Annotated in this window: 29 protein-coding genes; 8 read left to right on the top strand and 21 right to left on the bottom strand. The window is 26.9% G+C overall.

The genetic code is table 4. The features are described from left to right. Positions 1-111 precede the first annotated feature (111 nt). The 4 genes from ACFEL4_RS00300 to ACFEL4_RS00285 form a co-directional block, all read right to left on the bottom strand. Positions 112-819, bottom strand: a complete 708-nt coding sequence (locus ACFEL4_RS00300) for a hypothetical protein (RefSeq protein ID WP_375317626.1) — start codon at positions 817-819, stop codon at positions 112-114. Positions 820-830: 11 nt separating this feature from the next. Beyond that, positions 831-1,157 (bottom strand): hypothetical protein, encoded by a 327-nt coding sequence (locus ACFEL4_RS00295; RefSeq protein ID WP_308149614.1) that lies wholly within the window; start codon positions 1,155-1,157, stop codon positions 831-833. 6 nt (positions 1,158-1,163) lie between these two features. Next, the gene (locus ACFEL4_RS00290) at positions 1,164-1,421 is read right to left on the bottom strand and encodes a hypothetical protein (protein ID WP_375317625.1); all 258 of its coding nucleotides are present in this window, start codon (positions 1,419-1,421) and stop codon (positions 1,164-1,166) included. Between the two features lie 77 nt (positions 1,422-1,498). After that, on the bottom strand, positions 1,499-1,723 hold the full coding sequence (locus tag ACFEL4_RS00285) for a hypothetical protein (protein ID WP_375317624.1): 225 nt from the start codon (positions 1,721-1,723) through the stop codon (positions 1,499-1,501). Between ACFEL4_RS00285 and ACFEL4_RS00280 the strand changes: the two genes are divergently transcribed. The 4 genes from ACFEL4_RS00280 (at position 1,704) to ACFEL4_RS00265 (ending at position 3,555) form a co-directional block, all read left to right on the top strand. Next, on the top strand, positions 1,704-2,114 hold the full coding sequence (locus ACFEL4_RS00280) for a hypothetical protein (RefSeq protein ID WP_375317279.1): 411 nt from the start codon (positions 1,704-1,706) through the stop codon (positions 2,112-2,114). The genes ACFEL4_RS00285 and ACFEL4_RS00280 overlap by 20 nt on opposite strands. Continuing rightward, positions 2,086-2,523, top strand: coding sequence for an IS1595 family transposase (locus ACFEL4_RS00275; RefSeq protein ID WP_375317623.1), 438 nt, complete (start codon positions 2,086-2,088; stop codon positions 2,521-2,523). Before ACFEL4_RS00280 ends, ACFEL4_RS00275 begins: the two co-directional genes overlap by 29 nt. A 151-nt stretch (positions 2,524-2,674) precedes the next feature. Next, positions 2,675-3,220 carry an L-threonylcarbamoyladenylate synthase gene (locus ACFEL4_RS00270; protein ID WP_375317622.1) on the top strand — a complete coding sequence of 182 codons (546 nt, stop codon included), beginning with the start codon at positions 2,675-2,677 and terminating at the stop codon, positions 3,218-3,220. A gap of 26 nt (positions 3,221-3,246) precedes the next feature. After that, entirely contained in the window at positions 3,247-3,555 is a 309-nt protein-coding gene (locus ACFEL4_RS00265) for a hypothetical protein (protein WP_375317621.1), read from the top strand. 54 nt (positions 3,556-3,609) lie between these two features. On the opposite strand, the gene ACFEL4_RS00260 is transcribed toward ACFEL4_RS00265, so the two are convergent. From ACFEL4_RS00260 to rpmE, 10 genes are all read right to left on the bottom strand, one after another. Next, positions 3,610-3,999, bottom strand: a complete 390-nt coding sequence (locus ACFEL4_RS00260) for an IS1595 family transposase (RefSeq protein WP_375317313.1) — start codon at positions 3,997-3,999, stop codon at positions 3,610-3,612. Next, positions 3,894-4,430 carry a hypothetical protein gene (locus tag ACFEL4_RS00255; RefSeq protein ID WP_375317524.1) on the bottom strand — a complete coding sequence of 179 codons (537 nt, stop codon included), beginning with the start codon at positions 4,428-4,430 and terminating at the stop codon, positions 3,894-3,896. Before ACFEL4_RS00255 ends, ACFEL4_RS00260 begins: the two co-directional genes overlap by 106 nt. A gap of 544 nt (positions 4,431-4,974) precedes the next feature. Then, complete coding sequence (prmC, locus tag ACFEL4_RS00250) at positions 4,975-5,808, bottom strand: peptide chain release factor N(5)-glutamine methyltransferase (protein WP_375317620.1); 834 nt, start codon at positions 5,806-5,808, stop codon at positions 4,975-4,977. A gap of 449 nt (positions 5,809-6,257) precedes the next feature. After that, complete coding sequence (gene prfA / locus ACFEL4_RS00245; RefSeq protein WP_375317619.1) at positions 6,258-7,355, bottom strand: peptide chain release factor 1; 1,098 nt, start codon at positions 7,353-7,355, stop codon at positions 6,258-6,260. A 15-nt stretch (positions 7,356-7,370) separates the two neighbouring features. Continuing rightward, a complete protein-coding gene (locus ACFEL4_RS00240; protein ID WP_375317618.1) occupies positions 7,371-7,961 on the bottom strand; it encodes a thymidine kinase in 591 nt (196 codons plus the stop codon). A gap of 24 nt (positions 7,962-7,985) precedes the next feature. Further along, the gene (locus tag ACFEL4_RS00235) at positions 7,986-9,038 is read right to left on the bottom strand and encodes a DHH family phosphoesterase (RefSeq protein WP_375317617.1); all 1,053 of its coding nucleotides are present in this window, start codon (positions 9,036-9,038) and stop codon (positions 7,986-7,988) included. Beyond that, positions 9,025-10,989, bottom strand: coding sequence for a hypothetical protein (locus ACFEL4_RS00230; protein WP_375317616.1), 1,965 nt, complete (start codon positions 10,987-10,989; stop codon positions 9,025-9,027). Before ACFEL4_RS00230 ends, ACFEL4_RS00235 begins: the two co-directional genes overlap by 14 nt. 222 nt (positions 10,990-11,211) lie before the next feature. Next, positions 11,212-11,601 carry an IS1595 family transposase gene (locus ACFEL4_RS00225; protein ID WP_375316929.1) on the bottom strand — a complete coding sequence of 130 codons (390 nt, stop codon included), beginning with the start codon at positions 11,599-11,601 and terminating at the stop codon, positions 11,212-11,214. After that, on the bottom strand, positions 11,496-12,032 hold the full coding sequence (locus ACFEL4_RS00220) for a hypothetical protein (protein WP_375317285.1): 537 nt from the start codon (positions 12,030-12,032) through the stop codon (positions 11,496-11,498). The genes ACFEL4_RS00225 and ACFEL4_RS00220 overlap by 106 nt, the downstream gene beginning before the upstream one ends. A gap of 89 nt (positions 12,033-12,121) precedes the next feature. Further along, positions 12,122-12,445, bottom strand: coding sequence for a 50S ribosomal protein L31 (gene rpmE / locus ACFEL4_RS00215; RefSeq protein ID WP_308149602.1), 324 nt, complete (start codon positions 12,443-12,445; stop codon positions 12,122-12,124). Between the two features lie 308 nt (positions 12,446-12,753). On the opposite strand from rpmE, the gene ACFEL4_RS00210 reads away from it, so the two are divergent. Next, complete coding sequence (locus ACFEL4_RS00210; RefSeq protein ID WP_375317615.1) at positions 12,754-12,948, top strand: hypothetical protein; 195 nt, start codon at positions 12,754-12,756, stop codon at positions 12,946-12,948. A 388-nt stretch (positions 12,949-13,336) separates the two neighbouring features. Continuing rightward, entirely contained in the window at positions 13,337-13,564 is a 228-nt protein-coding gene (locus tag ACFEL4_RS00205; protein ID WP_375317614.1) for a hypothetical protein, read from the top strand. 378 nt (positions 13,565-13,942) lie between these two features. On the opposite strand, the gene ACFEL4_RS00200 is transcribed toward ACFEL4_RS00205, so the two are convergent. Next, on the bottom strand, positions 13,943-14,122 hold the full coding sequence (locus ACFEL4_RS00200; RefSeq protein ID WP_375317613.1) for a hypothetical protein: 180 nt from the start codon (positions 14,120-14,122) through the stop codon (positions 13,943-13,945). Then, on the bottom strand, positions 14,122-15,741 hold the full coding sequence (lysS, locus tag ACFEL4_RS00195; protein ID WP_375317612.1) for a lysine--tRNA ligase: 1,620 nt from the start codon (positions 15,739-15,741) through the stop codon (positions 14,122-14,124). Before lysS ends, ACFEL4_RS00200 begins: the two co-directional genes overlap by 1 nt. Before the next feature lie 227 nt (positions 15,742-15,968). Here lysS and ACFEL4_RS00190 point away from each other — a divergent pair, with 227 nt between their 5' ends. Continuing rightward, complete coding sequence (locus tag ACFEL4_RS00190) at positions 15,969-16,340, top strand: hypothetical protein (protein ID WP_375316858.1); 372 nt, start codon at positions 15,969-15,971, stop codon at positions 16,338-16,340. Positions 16,341-16,345: 5 nt separating this feature from the next. Continuing rightward, on the top strand, positions 16,346-16,789 hold the full coding sequence (locus ACFEL4_RS00185; protein WP_375318338.1) for an IS1595 family transposase: 444 nt from the start codon (positions 16,346-16,348) through the stop codon (positions 16,787-16,789). On the opposite strand, the gene ACFEL4_RS00180 is transcribed toward ACFEL4_RS00185, so the two are convergent. The 5 genes from ACFEL4_RS00180 to ftsH form a co-directional block, all read right to left on the bottom strand. After that, positions 16,786-16,926: a hypothetical protein gene (locus ACFEL4_RS00180; RefSeq protein WP_375317611.1), complete on the bottom strand. Its 141-nt coding sequence runs from the start codon at positions 16,924-16,926 to the stop codon at positions 16,786-16,788. The genes ACFEL4_RS00185 and ACFEL4_RS00180 overlap by 4 nt on opposite strands. Before the next feature lie 282 nt (positions 16,927-17,208). Then, positions 17,209-18,243: an ABC transporter ATP-binding protein gene (locus ACFEL4_RS00175; protein ID WP_375318337.1), complete on the bottom strand. Its 1,035-nt coding sequence runs from the start codon at positions 18,241-18,243 to the stop codon at positions 17,209-17,211. 143 nt (positions 18,244-18,386) lie between these two features. Next, positions 18,387-21,575: an ABC transporter permease gene (locus ACFEL4_RS00170; RefSeq protein ID WP_375317610.1), complete on the bottom strand. Its 3,189-nt coding sequence runs from the start codon at positions 21,573-21,575 to the stop codon at positions 18,387-18,389. Between the two features lie 131 nt (positions 21,576-21,706). Beyond that, a complete protein-coding gene (gene hpt / locus ACFEL4_RS00165) occupies positions 21,707-22,273 on the bottom strand; it encodes a hypoxanthine phosphoribosyltransferase (protein ID WP_375317609.1) in 567 nt (188 codons plus the stop codon). 102 nt (positions 22,274-22,375) lie between these two features. Further along, positions 22,376-24,397 (bottom strand): ATP-dependent zinc metalloprotease FtsH, encoded by a 2,022-nt coding sequence (ftsH, locus tag ACFEL4_RS00160; RefSeq protein ID WP_375317608.1) that lies wholly within the window; start codon positions 24,395-24,397, stop codon positions 22,376-22,378. Positions 24,398-24,413 lie beyond the last annotated feature (16 nt).

Raw genomic sequence — 24,413 nt, 5'->3', positions numbered from 1 at the left:
TTATTTTTGAAAAATAACATATATTTATTCCCTTCCTAACTTAGATTATAACACTTAAATTTTTAAAATAGATAATTTGTAAATAGAATTAATTAACAAAAAAATCACTATTTAAAACAGTGATTTTGATGGTATCATAGTTAAGATAGTTAAGACAAAAGTAAAAGCACCAGTTAGTAAAGAATGATACTCATCATGAATTGCATTAACATTAATATTTACATCACCAAGTTTTACAACAAGCGATGTTAATTCATGTCCTTCAACATTAACAACGTAGTCAATATCTTTTTTGGCACTATTATCAAAAGCACTAATTTGCGCTTGAATAATTGGCAATAATTTTACTATCGTATCTTTAAAAGTAGTAGTACCAATGGCAGTAAAAATATAATTTTGTTTTGGAATATTAATACTACTAATATCTTGCACTGGTTTTACTAAATTAATTTGTGTTGGAAATTGACCCGTTAAAATGTGAGTAGTAATAGCAGATTGGACTACAACATCAATTGAACTGTATTGTTCAATCTTAGAATATAAATCATGATTAGCAATAATGATTTTATAATCACGGCCATATTGTGGTTTTTGACTAGTAAGGTTAGTAATTTTTTTAGAAACTTGTTTTTTAAAGTCATCTAATGCCTTATCATAAGTATCATGGTCAAGAATAACACTAACATTTGAAGGAGTAATAATAATATGACTAATATCAACATTGTTTTGATGATTTTGAAGTTTGGTGCAAGCAATAGGTAATATCGCAAGATTAGAAGTTAAAATAATTGCTTTAAATATATTTAAAATTTTTTTCATAATTAAATCCCCTATGCTTGTTCTTCTTCACTAACTTTTTGCTTTTTACGTTTTCAAATGGTTTCTGACTTAATTTCTTTTTTGGTTTGAATGTAACCACTATTTAAAGTTTTGAAAAGAATGGGAATTGATAGTGATAATGTTCCAATGATAATTAGAATATAATCTAATGCTAACTTTTCATGAATAAAAGTTATGTTATGTTGGACAGATAAGGAAAAATTTAGTTTATTTTGATTTATAACTATTAAAGTAATACCAGTAAGCAAGAAAGTTATTCCTACTACTAAAACTAAAATAATTTTTATAGTATGTTTTTTGTTTATTTTATCTTTCATTGTTTATTACCTAGTTGTTTTAGTTGTTATTTTTAATTCATTAATATTTTGTTTTTGTAAATATTTTTTATGGCTACTTGAGCCAATAAAAATATAATAAATTAAAACATTAATGGCGCCAATTAATACTGTTACTAAACCAAAATATAAAAGTATATTAACTTTTAGGGAGGAAAAAGCAAAAATAACACCTAATAGAATTAAAAAAATGCCACTGAATTGAATGATTTTTCATCAATTAAATTTAAAATTTTGTTTAGTCATACTATTCTCCTTATTAATTATTTGTATAATTATATCATTTTCATAAAAAATATGAGTTAATTTTTTGCAAATTCTATTTATGACAACATTATAATGTTAGTAACAAATGTTATGGCATTTTCATATTCATTAAAAAGTAGAAAAATTCGTTTATCATAGCAAAATATTTCAACTCCAATAAATTTTTTCCTACTAGATAAATGATTATTTTTTTTAACTATACTATCTTCAATTTTTAAATTAATATCGGACTTCTCCCCACATGTACTTGTGGAGGAAACAATGAAATTGAATGAGTTCAATAATACTTTTCAAACTGAAAAACAATGTCTTGCATATATAGCAAGTTTGAAACAAAGCAAATGTATTAGGTGTTCTAGTTTTAATTTGAATACTTCTAATTTAAGAAAAATGAGATGTTTGAAATGTCATCAAACATTCAGTATTCTCACGGGCACTATATTTTCAAAGTCACAAACACCTTTAATATCTTGGTTTTATCTCATCTTTAGATGAATAAACACCAAACATGGAATTCCATCAACTGATGTTGCAAAAGAATTGGGAGTGACCTTGAAAACAGCTTGAAGAATGGGTCATAAAATCCGAAGTGCCATTGCTAAACAAGAACCTCAATTCATTGTTGAGGGCATAGTGCAAATGGATGAAATGTATCTTTCACATATGGGTTAAAAAACAAGGAAGATCCTTGTTGAACAAAACCTTGATTGTTGGTATTTATGAAAAAACAACCAACAATCTAATTGTGAAAGTATTGAAAAACGCAAACAGTAAAAATCTTTGGCAGTTTGCAATAAACCACATTTCTTCAAAGTGTGATGTACATACTGATTCTTGAAAAGGATATCGCGATTTGAAATCGGTTTTCACTAAGCATGAAACAGTTAACCATAAAGATGGCTATGTTTCAAAAACTGGTGTAAATACCAACCAAATTGAGTCAGTATGAAAACATATACGAAGAACATTTAAAACACATATCAAAGTTGCAAAACATCATATTCATTTATATGCAAAAGAAGCTGCATATAAATTCAATAACATACCTAGTTTTGAAACTGTAATGCTATGTTTAATTTAAAAATGTGGGGAGAAGTCCGTAAAGTAATTAAATCAGTTGTATAACAACCTATACCTTTGTATAGGTGTTTTTAATTAAGAAATAAAAAAATATGATAATTTTTTTAAGAGGTGTATAATTTACTTAATACTTTTGGGAAAAGTGGTGAATCATGATAACTTTTAAACAAAATCAAATATCAGAAATAAGCCAAAAATTGAATGATAGTCAAGTCATAGCTTTACCAACAGATACGGTGTATGGTCTTGCTGGTAAATATAATGATGAAAAAGCAATTGCAGAAATCTATAAAATTAAAAATCGTGAACACAATAAACCTTTACCAATTTTAGTTGGTAGTTGAGAACAAGCTAAATTAGTAGGAATAATCAGTGAAGATTTACAAAAATTTTTAACTACTAATTTTGAAGAAGGCAAAGTCACAGTTATTGTTGCTAAACAACCAATGTTAAAAACCTCATATTGAAGCACAAAATCTTCAGTTGCTATTAGAGTTAGTGCTTCATCATTTATTAAAAAATTAACTAATATTTTAGGCCCTTTAGTTGCTACTAGTTGTAATATTAGTAATGAATTACCTATTACTGACTATAAATTGATAAACCTACCTAAATTAAAATATAAAGTGATGGGCAAAATACTAGATAATAAGCCATCAACTATTTATGATAGTTTTACTGGTAAAATTATTAGATAAAAAAGACTACTAAGGAGAATAATTTTATGAATTTATGAGTTATATTTGCAATTACTGTTAGTGTGTTTTTAATTGTAAGTTTAATTTTATTAATCATTATAATTAGAAAAATTAAGCAAGAAAAGTTATCAAAAATTACCAAAGATATTAACAACTGTTATAATGATAGTTTAAATTTTAAAAAAATAAGCAAAAAGGAATTATCTATCCCTATTGACAATATAAAAGAAGACATTTATTATAGTGATAAAGTTGTTAATGGCAAATACCAAAATGTAAATAAAATTAAAGGTCAAAATATTAATGGCTTTTCTCCCTTTATGTACTATTTTTAAATTTTATCACATAAATGCTGAGAAAAGCCTATCTACGGACTTCTCCCCACATTTTTAAATTAAACATAGCATTACAGTTTCAAAACTAGGTATGTTATTGAATTTATATGCAGCTTCTTTTGCATATAAATGAATATGATGTTTTGCAACTTTGATATGTGTTTTAAATGTTCTTCGTATATGTTTTCATACTGACTCAATTTGGTTGGTATTTACACCAGTTTTTGAAACATAGCCATCTTGATGGTTAACTGTTTCATGCTTAGTGAAAACCGATTTCAAATCGCGATATCCTTTTCAAGAATCAGTATGTACATCACACTTTGAAGAAATGTGGTTTATTGCAAACTGCAAAAGATTTTTACTGTTTGCGTTTTTCAATACTTTCACAATCAGATTGTTGGTTGTTTTTTCATAAATACCAACCATCAAGGTTTTGTTCAACAAGGATCTTCCTTGTTTTTTAAACCCATATGTGAAAGATACATTTCATCCATTTGCACTATGCCCTCAACAATGAATTGAGGTTCTTGTTTAGCAATGGCACTTCGGATTTTATGACCCATTCTTCAAGCTGTTTTCAAGGTCACTCCCAATTCTTTTGCAACATCAGTTGATGGAATTCCATGTTTGGTGTTTATTCATCTAAAGATGAGATAAAACCAAGATATTAAAGGTGTTTGTGACTTTGAAAATATAGTGCCCGTGAGAATACTGAATGTTTGATGACATTTCAAACATCTCATTTTTCTTAAATTAGAAGTATTCAAATTAAAACTAGAACACCTAATACATTTGCTTTGTTTCAAACTTGCTATATATGCAAGACATTGTTTTTCAGTTTGAAAAGTATTATTGAACTCATTCAATTTCATTGTTTCCTCCACAAGTACATGTGGGGAGAAGTCCGAAAATTATTTAAACTAATAATGTCTTTTTTTAAAATATACATATTTGTACTAGTTATATTAGCAAGCAATTCCCTACTGGTTACATAGTTTTTTTGTCATACTAAACTTAAAAATAAAACACTAATTCTAACAAAGGTATTTTCATTAGCTGTTTGGATAAATTGTGCCAGCAAAGTTTTAATTGCTTTTTGTTTTTAACATCATTAAATAAAAACTCATTTTGCTTTCTAAAAATCTTACAATTGCTTATTCTTTTTAATGAACTATTAATAAAGACAATGTCTCTTTGTAAAGTTCTAGAAGTAACGTTAAACTTTTCAGTTAAAAATCAATACTAATTGATGAAGAATATTGAAAAAATTTAAGTATTTCGATAACACGCCACACTAGAACTGCCCCCATTATATCCTATTGCAAGAATAAATGAGTTTTTCCTTTTCTAAATATAAAAAATGTCACTAAATAAGTGACAAAATTTGCGTTATGAAAATACTTTTATGTGTTATAATTACTGCCAAACAAAAAGCATTCTCCATTTACCATTGATATCTTTAACAAATTGATAATGGTAATTATATAAGTATTTTTTAACTAATATTTCTAATGCTTTTTTTTGGTCAAAACCAAATTCAAACGCCAACAAAAATGGTTTAGTGACAAATTCAGAACAACGTTGAAAAATTAATTTATATAATAATAAACCATTTTCTTCAGCAAATAATGCTGATTTTGGTTCATATTGCAAATTAGACATAAGATATGTATCAGATGTTTCATCAATATATGGCGGATTAGAAATAATAATATTAAATTTGTGGTTTTTTAAATTACTAAATAAGTCACTTTCTATAAATCTAATATTATTTAAATTATAGTTTTTACAATTTATTTTTGCGACTTCTAAGGCAGCAATGCTAATATCACTAGCTACTACTTTTCATTGTGGTTTTGCTAAAGCAATACTAATGGCGATTGCACCACTACCAGTTCCTAAATCTAAAATTGATAATTTATCGTCATGAAAAATGTTTTTAGCATAGTCAAAAACATAATTTACTAATTCTTCAGTTTCACTGCGTGGAATCAAAACACGATTATCAACAAAGAATTTATTACCGTAAAAGTAATCATAACGAATAATATATTGCAAAGGATACCCAGTAATATATTTTTCAATTAAAAGTAAATATTGTTCTAAAAAAGTATTTTCTATTTCTGCATCCATATTAGCATACAATCATGATAAATCTTTTTCAATAAAATATAATAAGATAATTTTATTAACTTTTTCATCATTATGATTAATATGTTTAGCAGCTAATAAATAATCTTTATATGTCATATCCTTCTCCCCACAATACAATTAAATATTTTTGGGTTAATATTTAACAACATTTTTATTTTTTCTATTTTTAATGACATTAACAATAATTAATACAAAAACAATAGAACTAAAAATAAATAAGAAAGCAATTGTTAAAATACAAATAATAGGAAAAAGAATTATATAACTACCAATGGCCAGAATAAATCCAAAGTTACTAATATTATTTCAATCAACATTTTGCAAAAAATTTAAATTTTTTCATAGTAAGTAATGAAAAATTAAACTAGAAGTAGAAGCAAATCAGACAGTTAATAACAAGAATAAAATATGGATATTACCGACACTAAATGTCCAAGTTATTAAGGTGGCTAATGTTATAAATAAAAAAATAATAGTTAAAAGAAATAATATTTTTGTTTTTGATTCTAATACCTTGAAATCCATAACACTCTACCTCCAAAACTTTACTTTAGTGTGCTAATATTTTCTTCAATACTTTCTAATTTTTCTTTTTGTTCTCCACTAATTAAAGCGATAATAATTTCATCAATACTACCTTCCATAATACGATCTAACTTTAATAAAGATAAACCAATGCGATGGTCAGTTACTCGATTTTGGGCATAGTTATATGTTCTAATTTTTTCAGAACGTTCACCGCTACCAACCGCATTTTTTCGTAAGTTACCAAGTTTTTGATGTTGTTCTTCAACTTGTTGTTCATACATTTTAGCTCTTAAAACACGCATGGCTTTATCTTTGTTATCATGTTGACTACGACCATCTTGCGATGTTACAACAATACCGGTTGGAATATGGGTAATTCTAATAGCAGAATCAGTGGTATTAACATGTTGTCCACCCGCACCACTAGAACGATAAGTGTCAATTCTTAAATCAACAGGATTGATTTTAATTTCTACTTCATTAACTTCTGGTAAAACTGCTACTGTAGCTATTGAAGTATGAACACGCCCTTGTGATTCAGTTTTAGGAACTCTTTGAACACGATGCCCACCAGCTTCAAATTTCATTTTAGAAAATACACGTTTACCTTTAATCATAAAAGAAATATAACTAAAACCACCATTCAATGCTTCTTTGGCTTCAATAGTTTCAATTTTTCAGCGTTGAGTTTCAGCATATTTAATATACATTCTATATAAATCACCAGCAAAGATATTTGCTTCGTCGCCACCAACCGCGCCTCTAATTTCAATTATAACATTTTTATCATCATTAATATCTTTTGGTATTAAAGTTAACTTTAAATCATTTTCAGCGATTGCTAATTGATTTTCATTTTCTTTAATATCTATTTTTAGCATATCAAGTAATTCAATATCTTGCTCAGTTGCTAGTGCTTTTTTTGCTTCAAAAATTTCTTTAACAATGTTGTCATAATTTAAATACTTCTCAACAATTGATTCTAATCTACTTCGCTCTTTTGTTAACTCAGTATACTTATCTCTACTTATGGCATTTGGATCTTCTAATTGTAATTCAATTTCATGATACTTGTTAGTAAGTAACGATAGTTGCTCTAATGTTTTTTGATTCATAATAATTCACCTGGTCTATTTATTTTGATTACTTTTTATCACTCGATGATGGATACGGCAACGTGCTTCATATTGTTCTTGTGCACCAATTAAAATAATTTCATCATCATATTTTGCTTCTTTGCCATTAATAATGCGTTGTGTTCTAGTTGCAGCTTGACCACATTCTACACAAACAGCATCTAATTTAGTAACAAATTCTGCTAATGCTAATAATTCTTTCATAACAGAAAATGGTTCACCACGAAAATCTTGATCTAATCCAGCAACAATAACTTGTTTATTACTATCTGCTAATTGTTTAATTACTTCAATAATTATGGGATTAAAAAATTGAACTTCATCAATGGCAATTGCAGCAACATTTTCATTAACGTATTTTAAAATTTCCAAAGGATCATTTATAACAATCGCAGTAATTGCAACTCCTTTATGAGAAACAACTTTTTTAGCATCATAACGAATATCTACTTTTGGTTTAAAAACTAAAACTTTACGTTTCGCATATTGTAAACGATTGATGCGACGCATAAACTCTTCGGTTTTTCCAGCAAACATACATCCTGTAATTACTTCAATTCATCCTTCATTATAACGACTATACATTTTTACTCTACTCCATATCTTTTTTTAAGTAACTATTAATTGTGGTGGATTTTTCGCAACTTTATCTAAACTGTTAATTAGTTTTTCAATATCATCAACATGTTGCAAACGAACTCCCGCTGCTGTTTGATGACCACCACCGCCAAATTGAGAGACAACATCATTAATAATTCACTTAGCACTACGAACACTAACTTTAATTGCACTATCTAATTGATCATGTGCAACTATTAATCAAATTTTAATACCTATAATATTTGACATAACATTAACTTGACTAGTTAAATCTTCTTTGCTAAGGGTTAGTTTTTCTTTTATTTTTAATACTTTATTTTGTTCATTGATTGTCATTTGCAATTCACTAATTATTGTATCATTAAATACCATATAACCAACGCCATGTTCTGTAATTTTAAAATTAGATAAAATATAACCTTTAATACGAGCTATTTTTAAATTTTGGGTGTACAAGTTTTGATATAAATCTAATAAATTAAAATTTTGTTTCATCAAAAAACTAGCAACTTGAAATGTTTCTTCATTAACCGAGCGATATAGAAATCTTCCTGAATCAGTAACTAATCCTAAAAATAAATTTCGAGCAGCTTCCGCAGATACTTTTAATTTCATCATTTCTGCTCATTTTGCTATAACCTGGCAAGCAGCAGAAGCTTTGTTTTCAATTAAAGAAATATTAGCATATTCGTCAACGATAGGATGATGATCAATCTTAACAATTTTTTTAGATTGTTGTCAAAATTCACCACTAATTCGTTCACGATTAGCAGTGTCACAAATGATTACTAAAGCATTTTCATAATCTTCTTTTTTGACAAAAGTGGGCGTTGGAAAGAGTGGAAGCATATGATCATTCATTTCACCAGGTGCTAAAACACGTTTATTAGGAAAATTATTTTCAATAATAATTTTTAATCCTCATTGTGAACCAAGGGCATCACCATCAGGGTTAATATGGCGATGAATAATAATAGGATTACTATTCTTTATTAGTTCATAAATTTCTGTTGCTATTTTTTTAAAATCACTCATAGGAATTCCCTTTCTATCATGTACCAATTAATTGTTGGTTTTTACCATCAAATACAAAAATAGAATTTTTAGTAATGCTAATTCAACCAGTAACACCGATTGCAATATTCTCACTACTACTTAAAACTTCAAATTCTTCACGAGTAAAAGTTTCAAAAATTAAATACGATGTTTTTTCATTAATCTTAGTAATTCCTTTAATAACACCTTTAATTACTATTGCAGATTTTAAGAAAGCGAATTTTGGTTTTTTTCTACTAAATAAAACATCATTTGATTTAAAAGCAATTGTTGGAGTATTATCAGTAGTAAATTTTCCAAGATTAACATTATAGAAAAACAAATTAGGAGTATTTCATATCCCCTTAGAAGTATTAATGCGTTGTTTATTAATTTCCTTTAATAAATTTAAAGAAAGCGGTTTATCAGTAACATCTCCAATCTTACCTTGTTGAATAATTATTTCATTTTCAATAACAGTAACACTAGTTGCTAATAAATTAATATCAAATTGCGTATTAGTAGTAAAAATAATAATAATTTTTAAAAATTTTTGGATTTTTTTAATTCAAATTGCTAATTTTTCTTTATCATCATAATTTAGTAATTCAAAAGGAATATGTAAAATTAAAATTTTAGTAGGAACAATTAATTGTTGAAGAATTTTAATAATCTGACGTTCTAAAACAGTTAGTTGCGTAATACGCATTGTTAATAAATGATTTAATTCTAACTCTTTAAATAACATAAAAATATTTTTACTGATTAAATCACGAGCATCAATTAAACTATTATATAATAATTTTAAGTGATTTTGATATGTTTCTTTTTCTTCTAATTCGGGATGTTTTAAAATTTTATCGTGATAAATTTTAATTTCATCTTTAATATTTTTTAACAATAAATGCATTTCATCAGGTAGTAGTTGCATAGCTACAAAGTCTTGTTTCATATTGAATTTAATTCTTTGTACTTCAGCTAAATCAATTCACTGTTCTAAAATTTGATCAATTTGAGCACGAGTAAAACTAATTTGTTTATATGAAAGTAAACGATTTAATTCATTATTGAAATTTTGATTATGATTATTACAAGTTTTTAAAGTTGTTCTGATTTCACTACGAGTATTAGTAACCTTTTTATTTAAATAACTATTAATTTCTTTAACAACAAAAATAATTTCACGTAATTGAAACTGAGAACGTCGTTCTTTTGGTGGACTACAACCACAAAAACATTCACCTGTTAAATTTTCTAAACTAGCAATTCGATCTTGTAGAGATTGTAAAAATAATAAATTATTATTAGCAATAATATTTTCTTCTTCGGCAGTAAATTTTTTAATTAAAATATCTGATAAAGTTTCACAACCAGAAAAATTAAATTTTTCTTGCACAAAATTTTTGTGAAAATGAATAATTTGGAATTCATATTCCTTAATGAAATTAGTACGTGTACTTTGTGTTTCGCGAATGAAACGTTTAATAATATTAATTAATTTTTCTTTAAAATAACCACAATCTAAATTTAAACCAGTATCTTTTAAATTTTCAATGTCAGTTTTAATTTTTTGATTATGATTACTTATATCTTGTAAAAATGGTTTATTACGCATTGCTGTTCGTGCTAAATTATATTGAATACTAAAAAGTTTATTTCAACTTTGTAACTGTAAATCAACATAGGCCATTTTTCGTTCAAAACCAATAGCATTATAAGTAACTTCTTTTTTATCAATTAAAATTTTACCTTGCATAATAGGAACACTACCCATTAATGCTTTAATTAAGTTTTCACTATTGATTTCATCATTACTAAAAAGCGCTAAACAATCAGGATAACTACTTTCAAAACTTCAATTTTTTACTGCTTTATCAACAGTTAAATTGATAATACTAAAGTTTAGTTCAAAAGATTGTTCTGATTTAAACTTCATACCTTTACTAGTAGTTAAGCTATTAAATTCAGATGATTCCATAAAATCAGTCCTAACTTTAAAATCATATATTAATTATACTATTAGTTACATAATAAAAGACCTAAATTCTATGTTAATTAGTATATATCAATATTTTAACTTAAATAACGAAAAAAATGGCTCTAAATAATTTTTTAAGGCTTTTCTCCCTTTATGTACTATTTTAAAATTTTATCACATAAATGCTGAGAAAAGCCTATCTACGGACTTCTCCCCACATTTTTAAATTAAACATAGCATTACAGTTTCAAAACTAGGTATGTTATTGAATTTATATGCAGCTTCTTTTGCATATAAATGAATATGATGTTTTGCCACTTTGATATGTGTTTTAAATGTTCTTCGTATATGTTTTCATACTGACTCAATTTGGTTGGTATTTACACCAGTTTTTGAAACATAGCCATCTTGATGGTTAACTGTTTCATGCTTAGTGAAAACCGATTTCAAATCGCGATATCCTTTTCAAGAATCAGTATGTACATCACACTTTGAAGAAATGTGGTTTATTGCAAACTGCAAAAGATTTTTACTGTTTGCGTTTTTCAATACTTTCACAATCAGATTGTTGGTTGTTTTTTCATAAATACCAACAATCAAGGTTTTGTTCAACAAGGATCTTCCTTGTTTTTTAAACCCATATGTGAAAGATACATTTCATCCATTTGCACTATGCCCTCAACAATGAATTGAGGTTCTTGTTTAGCAATGGCACTTCGGATTTTATGACCCATTCTTCAAGCTGTTTTCAAAGTCACTCCCAATTCTTTTGCAACATCAGTTGATGGAATTCCATGTTTGGTGTTTATTCATCTAAAGATGAGATAAAACCAAGATATTAAAGGTGTTTGTGACTTTGAAAATATAGTGCCCGTGAGAATACTGAATGTTTGATGACATTTCAAACATCTCATTTTTCTTAAATTAGAAGTATTCAAATTAAAACTAGAACACCTAATACATTTGCTTTGTTTCAAACTTGCTATATATGCAAGACATTGTTTTTCAGTTTGAAAAGTATTATTGAACTCATTCAATTTCATTGTTTCCTCCACAAGTACATGTGGGGAGAAGTCCGTTTTTTAATTATAGAAAAAAATAGAAACCAATTTAGTTTCTATTTTAAACAAAATTATTTTTTAACTTTATCAGCTAGTTTTAAAACATCTTTAGCAGAATCCAGAACAATAGTTTTAGAATTTTGAGATTTTGCTTTGTTTGTTTCAACAATTTTAGGTTTAACTTCAACTTGTTGACTTGCTTTAGTCTTGAAACGCTCAACACGTCCTGTTGCTGAAGCAAAAGATTGTTTTCCAGTATAGAACGGGTGACAATTTGAACATGTATCAACACGAATTTCTTTACCTTTAGTTGAACCACTCATAAAATTATTACTACATGTTATACAAGTAACTTTAGTTTGAAAATATTCTGGATGGATATTTGTTTGTGACATAATTTCACCTCGCTTTGAAAAACTATTTTAATATAATAAAAAGTACTTAAAAATAATAACATTAACCAATGAAAAAAGCAAATAAATCTTAAAAATATTTTTTCTTCTATGTAGAGTTTTGCGTGGCTTTCTGTTTCTTATATTCTGTTCATATTTACAATTCAAGTTATAAAAAAGTGTTAATTAGCAAAATTTTATCTTAAATAAAATTATAAATTATAATCAATCTATAAACTAAATATAGTTTTAAACCTATTGCTTTATTTTTAAAGTTAATAGGTTTTTATTTTAAAAAGGAGTATAAAAAAATGGAAATAAATTCTTATTTAAATAAAGTGAATAAATCATTAAGCTTTTTAACTGTAGTAACAGCAGGGGTAATAGGTTTAAGTACTTATTACTGACAAAAATTAAATAATCCAATTTTATCAGGAATTAATGGTATAGCTTTTGGCTTGAATTCCATTGTATATTTTTCATATAAAAATAACACTAAAATATAAGTGCTGTTAGTAAAATATTGTTAGGTCTTTCAATAATTAGTTCAGTAAATTATAGTAAATTTTTAGATAGCAACGGCATTAAAATAATACCTAAAGAAATAAGTGAGGCAAGATATTCAGATTTTTTAAAAGATACAAAGAAACACAAGCTAATGGCTATAAAATAGGATGTTTTCCTATAGGAGGAGGTTGGAGCGAAGAGGAAAGGTTTGAACTAAGAAAAAGAAATAGTGACACTGAAAACTGAAATACTTACATTTCAATTAATGTTTATGGTGCCACAAATATTATTAATGGTATAACAGAATTACTGCCTAAAAGATTTGATTCAGTAAAAAGTATTGCTAATTTAATTACTGCAGTAGCATTAACTAGTACTGGTATTGTTATGGAGCACACAAATGGTTATGATAATTATTATGCAATACCAACAGTTTTTTCGGGTATGATTAATATTGCTAATCAAATTATTCCTTCATGTTTAAAAAAGACCGAAAATTTAAAATGTGATTATCAAAATGAAAGTGATAATCATGATTTTGATGCAAATGAAATAAATAATGATGAAAATATTCCAATGAATCCAATATCAGTAACTAAATCAACTATTCTTTAGTAGTAATTTACAATAAAACTAATTTTCAAATTTATTTTCTTCACTTGTTGGTAAAAGCACAAATATTATTAATAAGAATGCAAAAAATGTTTAAATTTTACAACTTATCAAAAAAAGAAAATCCAAATAAAAATTATTTGAATTTTTAAATTAACTCAAAACAAGCCTAATTAGGCTTGTTTATTTTATTTGTCTACCAGTAAAATAGGTTGCTTATTTTCTCCAATAAATATTTCAATGTGGATCAGTTTAGTTTTAAAAAAGTGTTAACAATTATTCACTTTTGTCGGGATTTATTTGTTCGAAATAAAAATTTATTCTTTGATATGAGGGGTATTTGCTCCATAAAAGTAATTTATACAAAATTTAGGATTTAACCTAAGTATTAATAACATCTGTTACTATTGGTGGTATTCCAAAACCTAAACATAAACCTGTAGCAATTAAACCAAAAATGATAATTGTAATGGCAAGTCATTTAATAATTTTAATTAAAAAAATAAATGCAATAATAGCAATTAATGCTACTACAACCCCAATAATTACTAAACTACTCATTATTTATTACTTCTTGGTTTCATGTGTGGGAATAATAGCACATCTTTAATACTATCTTGGCCAGTAATCAACATTACTAAACGGTCAATACCAATTCCAAGACCACCTGTTGGTGGCATACCATATTCTAATGCTTCTACAAAATCTAAATCCATTTCTGTTGCTTCATCATTGCCACTATCTTTTTCTTTCATTTGTTGAGCAAAACGTTCATATTGTTGAAAAGGATCATTTAATTCTGAATAAGCATTGGCATATTCACGACCACCAATAAACAATTCGAAGCGATCAGTAAATTCTTTACTATCCTTTTTTAATTTAGCAAGTGGTGAAATTTCAATCGGATAATCAGTAATAAATGTTGGTTGAATTAAGGTTTCTTCTACAAATTCTTCAAAAAATAAATTAATAAGATGTCCAATGCTATTATAGTGTGGTGGGATTTTAAGATTAAATTTTTTAGCAAGTTTTAAAGTTAAATCATATGCTTTAATTTTAGCTTCATTTCTAATTTTATCATCAGCAATATTATGATATTGTTTACTCATTTCAATAATTTCAGAAAAAGAAGAGATGAATTCAGCATCTTTAATTTTAACTTGTTTGATAGATTCAATCATACTAATTTTTGTTCAAGGTTTTTCAAAATTTAAGATATGATTGCCATATTCTAAAATTAACTTATTTTGAACAATATTAATTAAATGCTTAATACAATTTTCTGTTAATTCCATCATAAAATTCATATCTTGATAGGCAACATAAATTTCAATAGTCGTAAATTCAGGATTATGTTTTGGACTCATACCTTCATTACGGAATAAGCGACCAATTTCATATACACCTTCAAAACCACCGATAATTAAACGTTTTAAGTGTAATTCAGTAGCTATTCGCAAATATAAATCGGTTTTTAAAGTATTATGATGAGTTACAAAAGGTTTAGCAGCAGCTCCACCATAAACTTCTTGTAAAATAGGCGTTTCCACTTCTAAATAACCTTTATTATTAAGAAAGTTTCGTAGTTCAGTAATAATCTTACTACGTTGTAAAAATGTATTTTTTGTATCTGGACTAACAATTAAATCAACATATCGACGACGGTAACGTTCTTCAATATCGACAAGACCATGAAATTTATCTGGTAACGTTCGTATAGATTTTGACAACATAACAATGTCGAAAACTTGAACTGTTAGTTCACCTTTATTAGTTTTCATAATTTTACCTTTAATTCCAAAAAAATCGCCTAAATCAGCATATTCTAAAAATCAATTAAATTTTTCTTGACTAATATATTCTGGTTTTAAATATATTTGAAATTTGCCAGTTTGGTCTTGTAAATGGGCAAAAACTGAACCTTTTCCCATTTCTCTTTTTGTCATCAATCTACCTGCAATTTGAATTTGATCATTAGATAATTTTTCAACTAAAGTTGCTAATTCTTCTTTAGTTTTATCTTTAAATTTAACTTCAAGGCTTTTACAATTAAAATTTCTTTCTCAAATGCGACCATAAGCATCATAATTTTCATTTTGTAGTTTTTGTAATTTTTGGTATCGTAATTCTTCTTGTTCTGTTAGAATATGTCCATTAACATGATTTTTATTGTCTGCCATTTTTTTCATCCTTTGTATTTAAAAGTATTGCTTATATTATAATTATTTAAAGTTAAAAAATAAATTAAAAAAATGATTCTTTAATGATAAATAAAATTGTAGTTGTTTTATAAAAGTAATAATAACAATTTTCAACAAAAAAAACTACAATCATTAAACATAAATAACTAAATTAACGAATGAATTGAATAACGGACTTCTCCCCACATGTACTTGTGGAGGAAACAATGAAATTGAATGAGTTCAATAATACTTTTCAAACTGAAAAACAATGTCTTGCATATATAGCAAGTTTGAAACAAAGCAAATGTATTAGGTGTTCTAGTTTTAATTTGAATACTTCTAATTTAAGAAAAATGAGATGTTTGAAATGTCATCAAACATTCAGTATTCTCACGGGCACTATATTTTCAAAGTCACAAACACCTTTAATATCTTGGTTTTATCTCATCTTTAGATGAATAAACACCAAACATGGAATTCCATCAACTGATGTTGCAAAAGAATTGGGAGTGACCTTGAAAACAGCTTGAAGAATGGGTCATAAATCCGAAGTGCCATTGCTAAACAAGAACCTCAATTCATTGTTGAGGGCATAGTGCAAATGGATGAAATGTATCTTTCACATATGGGTTTTGTTCAACAAGGATCTTCCTTGTTGAACAAAACCTTGATTGTTGGTATTTATGAAAAAACAACCAACAATCTGATTGTGAAAGTATTGAAAAACGCAAACAGTAAAAATCTTTTGCAGTTTGCAATAAACCACATTTCTTCAAAGTGTGATGTACATACTGATTCTTGAAAAGGATATCGCGATTTGAAATCGGTTTTCACTAAGCATGAAACAGTTAACCATCAAGATGGCTATGTTTCAAAAACTGGTGTAAATACCAACCAAATTGAGTCAGTATGAAAACATATACGAATAACATTTAAAACACATATCAAAGTTGCAAAACATCATATTCATTTATATGCAAAAGAAGCTGCATATAAATTCAATAACATACCTAGTTTTGAAACTGTAATGCTATGTTTAATTTAAAAATGTGGGGAGAAGTCCGTAGATAGGCTTTTCTCAGCATTTATGTGATAAAATTTAAAAATAGTACATAAAGGGAGAAAAGCCTCGAATAATAAACCAGCGGAGTTTCCCCACCAATCTTTCACAAAACTGTGCATGAAACTCTTCCGTAACACATTTTTAATTTTAACTTATGCCTTGTTCAATGATAAAATAATTAAAAATATTATGAATCTGAAATAAACTGTTCAGAAGCAAAATATTCAATAACTAGTCAATACTTAAAAGCATAAATGCAGGAAAAAATAATTTTCAATCATAATTTACAATTCAGGACTAATAAAAATTAATTAGAAATCAATCTGTATATGTAGTGTGATGACAAAAATTATTTCATCACTATTTCTCTAGAAAATTAAAAAAGTAAACACTTATTTCTATTAACTTCAGTTAATTTCACTTGGTTTCATTGGTTTCGTATTCGTCTTAACATTAACAATATTCCCATTCTTAACATTAATAACAGTATTAGCCACAAACTGGAAGTTAGGGTTATGGGTAACCATAATAATTGATGTTTTATATTCACGGTTAACATCTAATAAGATTTCTAATACCTTACGTCCCATCTCTTCATCTAATGCTCCTGTTGGTTCATCACAGAATAAAATGGTTGGATTCTTTGCAAGCGCACGACCAATAGAAACTCGTTGTTGTTGCCCTCCTGACAATTGACTAGGAAACTTATTCATATGTTCATCCATTTCAATCACTTTAAATATTTCATCAATTCCCATGTTTTTGTTTTTACTTTTTGCTAAATTTTCACCAACTTCAGCATTTTCACGAGCTGTTAAATTAGTTAATAAATTATATTGTTGGAAAATAAATCCAACATTATCTCTTCTAAATTTTGTTAAGTGGCTATCTTTTAATAAAGATAAATTATAACCTGCTACAAATACATCACCAGAATTGGGTTTATCTAAGCCTGAAATAATGTTTAGTAAGGTAGTTTTTCCACTACCTGAGGGACCAAGGATTACAACAAAATCACCTTGTTTAATTTTTAAGTCAACTCCTTTTAATACTTCATATTCTAAATCACCAGTTAAATATGATTTTTTAACGTTAAATAGTTCAATCACATTAGTTGCAACATCAGGGGTATTATTAGTCATAGAAACAATTTGACCATTAAGAACGGCTTTTGAATATTCTTTAGTTTGTTTTTTAATGGTTTTTTGGTTATCTTTAAAGGTTTGTAGTTTAGCTTTCGTAGCTGCTATTTCCTCTTTAGTTTCTGGTTTATCATGAGATTTATGTTTGATAATTGGTGGTTCATCTATAGTTTCATTATCTATTGCCTTCTTACCTACTGATTTTTTCATAAAACTACTTTTTAATTTAGTTTTTGATTCTTCCATTGTTGCATCTTTAACATTATTTTCTGATGAATCAGTAGCTTCAGACATAGGATCTACAATTTCATTATTACCTTTTTTGTTATTTTTTATCATTTTTATTTCTCCTTTTTCAAATCGTTTTTTATGAACACATAATTATTTTATCAATAACTTTAGTTTTTTACATATAAATGATTAAAAACATATATTTTTTAACTACCTTGCAATAGAACTGTTACTGATTTATATTTGATTAAATATAATCCAACAGCATAACCAATAACCATAATTAAAAAAACTAGTCCAAAAGAAGTAAGAATTGTAAATGGACTAATTGGTACATTAAACACAGTTCCGGCTCGTGAAGCAATAATCAAGGTAATAAAATGCCATATTACATAAGAAAATATAGTACCTATCACAAACGCTACCACTAAAGCAATTACATAAGAACCAATAATTAATCGATTAATTTCATTTACACGATATCCTAATGATTTCATCATAGCAATAATTAATAAATTATTATCGAGAATCATATTAATAATGATAATTAAAACAAAAGCAACAGCAAATAAAGTTAAAAATTTAGTAATACTAATAATAGTTATAATACCATCAAAGATTTGTACTAAAAGTTTTTTAACTAAACTATTAACAAATGGTAATTTATTAATTGGAATTAGATTTTGTTTTTGAATTTCACTCATATCGTACTTTCCCTCTGATTGAGCGACATTAATATAATTTAAAGGAAAAATATTAGCATCTTTAGAAATTCAAAAATTAAAAGCATCAGGGATAGGATTATTAGCAATATCAACTAACCCAATAGCTGTTCGTAAATCATCAAGATTGGTATAAACATTTGATGTATCAAGGTTATTACTAATAATACCTTTTACTTCAAAAATTATGGGCATTGTATAGTTATATCAATTTGCTAACATTAAAAATTGACTATCAATTTTATAACCATTTAAAATAGCAAGACTTTTAGAAATGGTAGCAGGTACCGTAAAAGCATCACCGACTACTTTCTGTCCCTGATTATTAGTATAAGAAATATTTTCTTTTTTTAAAATATGGCTATTATTAAAAACAGGATCAATATCACGTTGTTTTTCTTCTTTAAAATTAAATCAATTTTTTCATGCTAAATTTTGATCGGGATTATTATAAACGCCTGTTACCTTAATTCTTCGCGCTTGCATATTACTTTGACTATGCCCATCTCATGCAGTTGGTGAGACAATACTAGTTTCGATATCAGGATAATAATTAGTATTATAAATATTTAAACCTATACTAATACCTGGAAGTGACGCTAATTCAGGATTAATTCCTGTATTATCTGAAAGATAACTAAATAGTTTATGGATTCCAACACAAATTTTATCGGTTTGATCTGGTGTTAATAGTCCTGATGGATTAATAAAATTTTTACATTTTGTATTATCTTTGGTTGCATGATATAAAATATTAATTTCTTCACTGCTAATAAAATTATTTTTAAAATCATTTCTTAATAAAGCATTAAAAATTTTATTGTATTTATTTGTACTATCAATATGAAAATCATCTGCTTTTCATTCAAAATATTTAGTTGCACCAATGAGTTTTGTTTGATCAGCAATAATATCTTTTTGTGAAGCCCAATAAAAAACATCATCTTTTATTTTAAAATCACTACTGTTGTTATATGTATACATGGATGTTGTTTTGGTGTTTCATTCTACATCTTTATTGTAATAACCATATAAATTATTAACTTTATTATCAAATAAATCAGTAGCTGTAGTTTGAAATAATAATAAAAAACTAACAAAAACAAAAGTAAAAAATACTAAAAACAATTTCCCTACTGATTTTAAAGTAAAAGCTATGGCTAAACGTTGTTTAAAAGGTCAATAACGAAATGGATATTTTAAAGTTGTAATTATTCTAGAACTAGTGTTGCTTCGACGATCATAAATCAATAACAAGGGATTAGCACATAATTTAAGTTCTGATTGTAAATAACTAACAAAAACAAAAATAATAGGAATAATTACTAATCCGGTAAAAAGGGTAACTAAACTAAAAAATAAATTTGGTAAAGGCATATAAAATCCAATATTATTTAATGAATTAAATAATATTTGTAAAGGTAAACCAAGAACCAATCCAACAATATTGGAGGCCAAAGTAATGAATAAAATTAAAGAAACAAAAGCAATAGCAATTTGAAAGTTATTATAACCCAAAGCCTTTAATAAACCAACTTGTGGTTTTTGTAAATCAATTTCTTTACGAACATAAGACATAATAATAAAGATAATAACTAATAAGACTACAATTGTAATAGCACTAAATACAATTTTTTGCATTTGAAATGTTTCTAAAATTTGTCCTGAACGTACATCTTCGGTATCGGTTGTAATAATAGTGCCAAAACTAAAACTAAATGTTTTAATTAGTAAATTTTGTAATGCTTCAATAAAATAATTATTATTATTTTTTACTTTTAACAAAAGATTACTTTCTAAGTTTGTTCTGTAACTTGAATTTTTAATTGAACTATTAAATCATTCACGTGAAGTATATACGGGGGTAGCATTATCAGGTGTAGGATTAGGCTTAGTGGCCGAACGACTACCTGTAATTCCCCAATAAGCATATCCAAAACCAACTACTTTTAAAGGATTATCACCTTGAATAAATTCAAATGTATCGTTTAAATTAATATTATTTTTTTTAGCAAAATCAGAGTTAATTACCACTTCATTTGCACTAGTCGGTGCTAATCCTTGGGAAATATAAACTTTATTGAAATCATTACGGGTTGGTGAAAAATCAAAGTTATCTGATTCTCTATAGAATGCATCTTCAAATGAAAAATAAAGACTTTTAACAGTAGCAGCGTTTTTATAGTCAAAACTTTTAAAAAAAGATTTATCAATTAAATAATTTTTTAAGTCTGTTTCTAAAATATTATTTAACAAAATACCTTGATAATTAAGCCCTCAATTTAATAAATATGTTTCTAACTTTGGATTTAAAGATGCAAGATCAAATGCTGGAAAAGTGTTATTACGAATGTTAGTAGCTTCTATTTTATTAATTTGTTCATCAATTGTTGGTTTTTCTGGATCACCTTCAAATTGTTCTTTAATAATACCTTTTATTTTAAGTGTAGAGGCATCTATGTCTTTATAGCTATTTAAAGACTTTAAGTTTATACTATAGTCATATTTACCGCTATTATTTAAAACAGTATAAAAACCAGATTCTATTCGCTCTGAGTTGCTGTATAAAGCTGAAAGTGAAGAAACTACAATCACTAACAGTAGCAAAATACCAACATATTGTATTAATCTTTTTTTTATTCCTCTAAATACATTAACAAAAAGATTTTTCATTGTAACCTCAAACCTATTTAAAAACAAAAAAATATTTTTAATATAATAATTTTATCACATTAAAAATATCGTATAGTTTGCAATATAATAAAATTCATATAATACCATTATATGAATTTTATTATTTAATTTTATTTTTTTTCTAAAATAGCAATTTTATTAATATCAGCAATACCGACATAAGGCAGATTTCTTAATTGTTCATCATAATCAAGACCATATCCCACTAAGAAATAATTTTCTACTTCAAAGCCAGTTCAATCGCTTTCAATATTTGCTACTCTTTTACATTTTTTATCTAACAAAGTTACAATTTTTACGCTTTTAGCGCCTTTTTCTAATAAATGAGTACGAATCTTTAATAAAGAATTACCTGAATCAATAATATCTTCTACTATCAATAAATCACGATTTTCAATATTATTTACAACATCCATGCGAATTTTTGGTTTATTCGTCGTAGCTTGTGTTTTTCCAAAATAAGATTCTACATACATAAAATCAAGCATGCATTCAATGTTAAGATTTAACATGAATTGTGCAAGAAAAGGTAAACAACCTCTTAATATTCCCACTAAAATTACCGGTTGGGTATTATTTTTATAGTATGCACTAACTAAGTCAGCTAATTCTTTAGTTTTTTTATTAATCATTTCATTGTTAAATAAAATTCTTTCAACTAATTCGTGTTTTTCCACTTAGGTTTCTCCTTGTTAATTTTATAATTATAATAAAAATTAAAAAATAAACTAATGCAAAACTTACAAATTTAAAAATAGTAAGTTTTGCATTAATTCTAATTATTTTTTATTAGGTGCAACTGATATTGTTTCATTATCAGAATTATCATCACTATCTTTTGGTTTTTCATCATTTTTATGTTTATCTTCATTATCTTCTTTAACTGGTTTTTTGCTATTTTTTGCTATCTCTTTTTGCATTTCAATTACTTCAATTGGTAATTTATTAAATTTATCAATATATTCTATTTGTTCAGCTGTAATTGTTTCTAAAGTCATTAGAGATTTAGCAATTAATTCTAATGTGTCTTTATGTTTTTTAATTGTAGCAATAGCTTCAATATAACATTTATCTAAAATATTTTTAATTTCTTGATCAATTTTAGAAGCAATATCGCTAGAAAATTTATTAGAAGCAAATGGTGAATACTCATCACGTGGATTTTCAAACTGTGCTAATCCTAAATCAGCGGACATGGCATATTCTGTTATCATTTTACGAGCAATGTTAGTTGCTTTTTCTAGGTCATCATGGGCGCCTGTAGTAACATTGGCAACACCAAACATAATTTCTTCAGAGGCACGACCACCTAAATAACCAGTAATAGTTGCTTTTAAATGTGTTTTTGAATAGAATATTGTATCTTCTTTAGGAGTCATAATAGTATATCCACCAGCTTGACCACGTGGAATAATAGTAACCTTTTGTACTTTAGAAGCATATTCTAATTTTAAACCAATTAATGCGTGTCCAGCTTCATGATAAGAAACAATTTTCTTATCCATTTCAGTAATAACACGTGATGTTTTAGCAGGACCACCAACAACACGATCAATAGCTTCATCAATTTCTAATAATCCAATAACAGCTTTGTTATGGCGAACAGCTAGCAGTGTTGCTTCATTTAGTACATTTTCTAATTGGGCACCACTAAATCCTGGTGTTCGTTCTGCTATTCGTTGAAAATTAACTTTTGGTGAAATGTTTTTATTACGAGCATGAAGGCGAAGAATAGCTTCACGTTCTCTAATATCAGGTCAGCTAAGAGAAATTTGACGGTCAAATCTCCCTGGACGTAGTAATGCATCATCAAGCACATCAGCACGGTTAGTAGCAGCCATAATAATAACACCTAAATTAGTTTCAAATCCATCCATTTCCACTAGTAATTGGTTTAATGTTTGCTCATTGGTCGCAGTTGAAGCAGCGGCACGCTTTCTTCCCACAGCATCAATTTCATCAATAAAAATAATACAAGGAGCAGATTTTTTAGCAGTAGTAAACATCTCACGTACTCTTGAAGCACCAACTCCGACAAATACTTCTTCAAATTCAGCACCAGAGATTGAGAAAAAGGGAACTCCTGCTTCTCCAGCAACAGCTTTAGCTAATAATGTTTTCCCAGTACCTGGAGGACCAACAAGTAATACTCCTTTTGGAACTCTTGCGCCCATTTGCGCGTATTTTTGTGGGAATTTTAAAAAGTGAACTACTTCTTCTAATTCTAACTTTTCTTCTTTAATTCCAGCTACATCGGTAAATCTGGTTTCTGAAGTTCTAATTTTAGCACGATTTTTCCCCATTGAGAATGGACTCATGCCACCGCCAGCACCCATCTTATTCATTCTTGTAAATAATCAGAATGAGCCAAGAATTAATAAAAGAATTGGTAAAATGCTAATTAAGAATGTTTTTCAGAAAGGAATAATTTCACTAGCATTTAAGAATGGAATTTTATTATCCATCATTATTTTTTGGATACTATCTGTAATAGCACCTGTACCATTGTAAGCATTAGCTGAGACAATAGATTGATATTGAATTATTTTACCATTAATTTCTAACAGTCCACGAATATAGACTGTGTTATTAAAAAATTGAACGGAAACTGTATCAAATTTATCAACAGTATGTGTTGAATCACCAGGTATTTTTTTATTAGTAAATAATTCTATTAAATCACTTTGACTTAAATTTAAAATATTACCTTTCAAAAAATATCATAGCAAAGATCCGATAAATAGTAAAAAAGCGATAAAGATAACTACAACTATTCAGTTAATTTTAATTCGCGTTTGCATTATATTTTTTCACCTA

The sequence above is a fragment of the Spiroplasma endosymbiont of Virgichneumon dumeticola genome (genome assembly GCF_964264745.1).
Taxonomy (GTDB): domain Bacteria; phylum Bacillota_I; class Bacilli_A; order Mycoplasmatales; family VBWQ01; genus Spiroplasma_E.
Note: the sequence above shows the minus strand (reverse complement) of the source record. Positions and strands in the feature narration are given on the sequence as shown.